The organism is Microbacterium sp. (assembly GCF_044508325.1).
Lineage (GTDB): Bacteria > Actinomycetota > Actinomycetes > Actinomycetales > Microbacteriaceae > Microbacterium.
In genome coordinates this window covers 1-4,528 of record NZ_JBIQHX010000043.1, presented here as the reverse complement: position 1 = coordinate 4,528, position 4,528 = coordinate 1, and the positions used below count along the sequence as shown (strand labels likewise).

Here is a 4,528-nt window from a genome sequence, read left to right as displayed (position 1 = left end):
AGCGCGACCGAGACGAAACGCGGTACCCCGGTTCGGGGCGTTTCGTCTCGCCCTTCGGGCTCGCTCAACGGCCGCTCCGTACTTGGCGCGCGCGGGGAACGCCCAATAGCATCGGCGTCAAGCGCGCGCACGCGCGCGACGGCGTCATTGGGGACATGAAGGGCGTCACGGGGAGATGACCACGGGGACGACGGCTCCGCCGAGCAAGGCGGAGCTCGAGCGGCTGCTGCTGCAGACGCAGCTCGAGACGGCTCAGTTCGAGCTGAAACAGCTCAAGGCCGCGGCCGCCGCAGAGGCGAAGGCGGCGGCCGAAGCCGCGGCGAAGGAAGCGAAGAGCAGAGCCGAGGCCGAGGCCCGCGAGAAAGAGGCCGAAGACAAGGCCCGCGAGAAGGCGCGCGAAACCCGCCGCGCCGCCGCGGTCGCCGACCTCAAGGGCGTGACCGCCGGCATCGACGCCATCAAGGGCGCCACACTCGTGCTGCCCGAGAAGACGGTCTTCCGCGAGTCGCTCGTGGCGCGCAGCGCGCTCGAGCAGGCCGCGGCGGCGGCGGCGACCACGATTCAGGATGCCGCGGGCACAGGCCCTGTGCTGCTCACCTCGCGCGCCGACCAGGCCGAGATCGCGCTGGCGGCCATCGTCTTCCGAGAGCTCATCAGGCAGTGCCATGACGCGGCGTCGAAGCTGCTGCCCCCGCCGGTCGCCGAGACCGGCGGAGAGGTCGAGACCCACGCCGAGGGCGAAGAGACGACAGAGGCCGCGCCGACCCCCGACTCGGTCTTCGGAGCGGTCCTCGGCATCGGCGTGGCCGCCCTCAACGCGCTCTCGGTCGAGACGGCCGTCGACGCGAACTCGGGCACGGTCTCCGAGCTCGAGACGCACATCGCGGTCACCTCCCGCCTGCTGTCCGACAAGGATGCCCACGGCAAGCCGAAAGCCCACGTCCTGCACGATTCGATCGGCCTCCCCTCGCCCGACAGCGCGCTGCTCACCGAGTTCGGGCAGCTGCAGGCCGACCTGCTCGCCCTTGAGGGCGAGGCGGCGACGCGGCAGAGCCAGATCGACCGGCTCGACCCCAAGAAGCCCGCCCAGAAGGCGCAGATCGACGTGCTCGCGGCCGAGAAGGCGAAGCTGACCGCCCTCGCCGAGCGGATCGCCGCCGTCATCGAGGCGGCGGACACCGTGGATGCCGCGACCGGCACCACCCCGCTGCACACGGCGCTGCGCGCCCATGCCGCCGTGAGCGGCGACCCGCGGTACATCGCGGTCGTGCCGCCCGCGCGGCTGCACTCGCACCAGATCACGCTGAAGCGGCGCCTGTTCGCCCCGCGGCTGGTCGTCTCCGCGTCGGCCGAGGTCGATGTCGTCGTGCTCGACGCCAACGCGCGGCGCATCGTCGCGGCGGCGACGCACACCGGCGAAGCGGCCTTCCAGGTGCGGTTCCCGATGTGGTGGTGGCGCGGCGACGACGCGCTGGCACCGAAGTACACGGCGCTCACCGGCGCGGTGGGAGTGTGACGCAGCACACCATGCCCGACACGCCCGCCACACCAGGACCGCCGCCAGGCTGGTACGCCGATTCACCCGGGGCCGCGCGACTGCGCTGGTGGAACGGCTCGACCTGGACCGATCACTACACCGAGCGCACGCCCGCACCCACCGCGCCTCCGGCGCCGGCGGCGAAGCCCGAGCCCGAGCCGACGGAGTGGATGCCCGACCTCGTCCTCACCCGCGAGCCACGGGGGGCGGATCGGATGCCGCGGCCCGTCACGTTCACGCCGAACACGTCGACGGGGTCGTCTCCGTGGAGCCCGGCGCCGCAGGGCACGTTCCCCGCCTCACGCGGCAACCCCGCGGCGACGCTGTCGCTCGCGCTCATCGTGCTGGCGCTGGTCGGCGGCATCGCCACGTTCTGGTGGCTCGACGCCGCCTATCCGCGCATCGCCGAGCTCACGCGCGTCGCGGTGGCGGTCGTCGCGATCGCCGCGATGCTGCTGGCGGTGGTCGCCGTGGCGGTGGCGCCGCGCCGCAACGCCCACCTCGCGCCGGCGGTCATCGCCCTCGTGGTGTCGGTGCTGCTCGTCGTGGCGCTCATCGCGTGGTTCGTGCTGCGGCTGCTCGGTCCCGGCCGGATCACGTGAGAAACCCGATGATGCGACTCACTTGCCCTGAGTGTGGCCTGAGGGTGCGGGCCACGCGCGATGGATGGATTCAAGTGCACCGTACCGGCACCGGCAAACGTTGCGCCTTCACTCGAACCACGGCCGAGGCCGTAAGACAACTACGTCGAACCGGCGATCATGAGCCAAGACCCGCACCGAGCAGGCCATCCTCGTCGAAGCGCCGATGCGGTGTGTGCGGCCGTGTTGTCCCAAAGGGGCCCAAGGGCGAGGGTCTGATGAGTCACGCGCCAGATGGAGAGAGCAAAGGTTGGTGCCCGGGAGGCTTCATACCGAAAGCAAGGACAATGGGCCGGGACGAGTTCTCGCACCGAACTGTGTCCGGAGGACTGCCGGGGCTCGGCAAGCGGAAGTGAGCGGCGCAGAGAGATCGAAGGTGCGGGCTGTTCCTGCCGTATGTGATGATCGCCGCGAGAACCGTTTCTATCCGCGCGGACGAAACGTTGTCTGCCTCGATGAGGACGGCGAGGAGATCACTGGGTTGGGCCAGGCGAACAGCAGGCCAAGCGCAAGGCGACGGCTACTGCCAGATCTCCAGCTCTCCTGGACTGCCCAGCTCAACCTGGGCGACCCCGCCATAGAGATAGATCTCTCCCACAGCGCAGATGACGGCATCGGAGGGGAGAGGATCGAGCCACCAGTCCCCCCAGATCACGAACGTGAAGCGATCGGGTGAGGGGTAGTCGCGCCCGATGTTGACGAAGACGCCGTCGTCGGTTCCTCGCACACTTGCGAGCGGCCCGCACACGCGTTGGCTGGTCCCCGCGAGGTCTCGTGCCTCGTTCCACCCCAGCCCGCCCTCGGGCCAGCTCGACTCGGCGGGAGCGCCGGCGCCATCTGTGCAGAGACCGTCTTCACGAAGCAGTTCGATCGCCTCGGGCCTGATGTCGTACTCGCGCCACGACTCGCACGTGTCTGGGCCGAACTGGCGGGCGCTTCCGGAGGTAGAGAAGTAATCGGTGGCAATGTCGTACTCGACGGAGCAGTTTCTGCTCAGTGCGTCCAGCTCAGCGTTGATAAGCCCCGCCGTGTCACCGGTGCGCGCTCGTTGGATCACGTTCGCCAGCAGGGCGCTGCAGCTCGCCGAAGCATCTGACCCGGCGCTACTTGCACGGGGCACTCGCGTGCAGGCAGAGAGCAGGCCTGAAGCGATCACCGCAACGACCACAATCGCGGCTGCGAATGTCTTGGCCCGTATGCTCACATCGTCCGCTCCCCGTGGCACTCGGCGAAGCCACATCGAGCCCCGCGCGGCGGCACCGACGGCGTCGTCACGTCAGTCCTCGGCAGTGTCGAGAACGCCGCGTAGCACGTCGAGCTGCGCACGCGCCGCCTCGATCTCGGCACGCAGGTCGTCAGTGCGGTCGTCGGTGATCGCATCGTCTATTGCGGTGATCCGATCGTCCAGTGCGTCAAGCTGCGTCTTCCACTCGGCCGCGATGGGCGCGGGCGCCTCGCGGCCGGATAGTTGCCCGTAGTTGAAGGACAGCTCGACCGAATTGCTGAGAAGGCGCCAGAACCCGCCCTCGTCGATGGTGACGATCATGTCGTCGAGATCCTTCTCAAAGTCGGCGAGGTCGCCCCGCGACGCGGCAACGAACGACGCCGTGTCGACCTGCGGTACAGCCTCTTCCTCCGGTTCCGCCGCCGGCTCATCTGCGGGAGTCGCGGCTTCGGGATCCGTGGCGGCGGGCGTCTCGATCCCTGGTGCTGATCCCGCGTCGAATCCGCTCCTAGCTGCTGTCGCTCCGACGATGAGTGCGACGGAGATTACCAAGCCGAGAAGAGTGGCGATGGCGCCGACGATCGTGCCGGTCAGCGCCAACCCCAACCCTTGACGAGTGTGACGCGCGCGCAGGAGTCCGGCGATCCCCAGGCCGAGTGCCGCGGCTCCCAGAGCGAGGCCCAGGAGGGGAATCCAGAACGCGACGATCGCACAGACGGCGAGGATGAGAGCCCAGAGCGCCAGGTCGTTGCGCTGCGATCGCGACGGGGGAGTCGCAGGCGAGGGCAATGGTGCCGGCGGAGGAGCGAGTGTGTAGGGACTGGTCGGCTGGGCTTGCGGCGGTGCAGGTTCGACAGCTTGAACGGCGTCAGTCCAGCGGACGCCGTCCCACCACCGATGTGTGCCGGGTTGCTGGGGGTCGGGGTACCAGCCGGCAGGCGCGGCAGGCGCTCCGCCGGTTCCGGTGGTCACGCCGTGCCTCCTGCTAACAGGATGGGAAATCGGGCATCGATGGTGGTCATGCGCAGAACCATATTGGCGACGTCCGAGGTGAAATCCCCGCACGCAAGATTCCTGAGCGAATCCTGAGCCGCCGTGACTTGCCCTTTTCGTTGGGGTGCCTCC

4 protein-coding genes and 1 pseudogene are annotated in these 4,528 nt (G+C 69.2%); 2 read left to right on the top strand and 3 right to left on the bottom strand.

Annotated elements, in window-relative coordinates; translation table 11 throughout:
- Nucleotides 1–175 precede the first annotated feature (175 nt).
- Together ACIWQI_RS16105 and ACIWQI_RS16100 are read left to right on the top strand one after the other, a co-directional pair.
- On the top strand, nucleotides 176–1,516 hold the full coding sequence (locus tag ACIWQI_RS16105) for a hypothetical protein (RefSeq protein ID WP_396658969.1): 1,341 nt from the start codon (nucleotides 176–178) through the stop codon (nucleotides 1,514–1,516).
- A gap of 11 nt (nucleotides 1,517–1,527) precedes the next feature.
- A complete protein-coding gene (locus ACIWQI_RS16100; RefSeq protein ID WP_396658967.1) occupies nucleotides 1,528–2,139 on the top strand; it encodes a DUF2510 domain-containing protein in 612 nt (203 codons plus the stop codon).
- Between the two features lie 559 nt (nucleotides 2,140–2,698).
- On the opposite strand, the gene ACIWQI_RS16095 is transcribed toward ACIWQI_RS16100, so the two are convergent.
- The 3 genes and pseudogenes from ACIWQI_RS16095 to ACIWQI_RS16085 form a co-directional block, all read right to left on the bottom strand.
- On the bottom strand, nucleotides 2,699–3,235 hold the full coding sequence (locus ACIWQI_RS16095; RefSeq protein WP_396658965.1) for a hypothetical protein: 537 nt from the start codon (nucleotides 3,233–3,235) through the stop codon (nucleotides 2,699–2,701).
- A gap of 219 nt (nucleotides 3,236–3,454) precedes the next feature.
- Entirely contained in the window at nucleotides 3,455–4,003 is a 549-nt protein-coding gene (locus ACIWQI_RS16090; RefSeq protein WP_396658970.1) for a hypothetical protein, read from the bottom strand.
- Nucleotides 4,004–4,249: 246 nt separating this feature from the next.
- Nucleotides 4,250–4,375: pseudogene (locus tag ACIWQI_RS16085) on the bottom strand (DUF2510 domain-containing protein); the annotation flags it as partial.
- Nucleotides 4,376–4,528: the final 153 nt, after the last annotated feature.

What these genes read in the sequence shown, in the direction of transcription:
- ACIWQI_RS16100 (WP_396658967.1), top strand. Translation starts at nt 1,528, where the DNA reads ATGCCCGACACGCCCGCCACACCAGGACCGCCGCCAGGCTGGTACGCC.
- ACIWQI_RS16105 (WP_396658969.1), top strand. Translation starts at nt 176, where the DNA reads ATGACCACGGGGACGACGGCTCCGCCGAGCAAGGCGGAGCTCGAGCGG.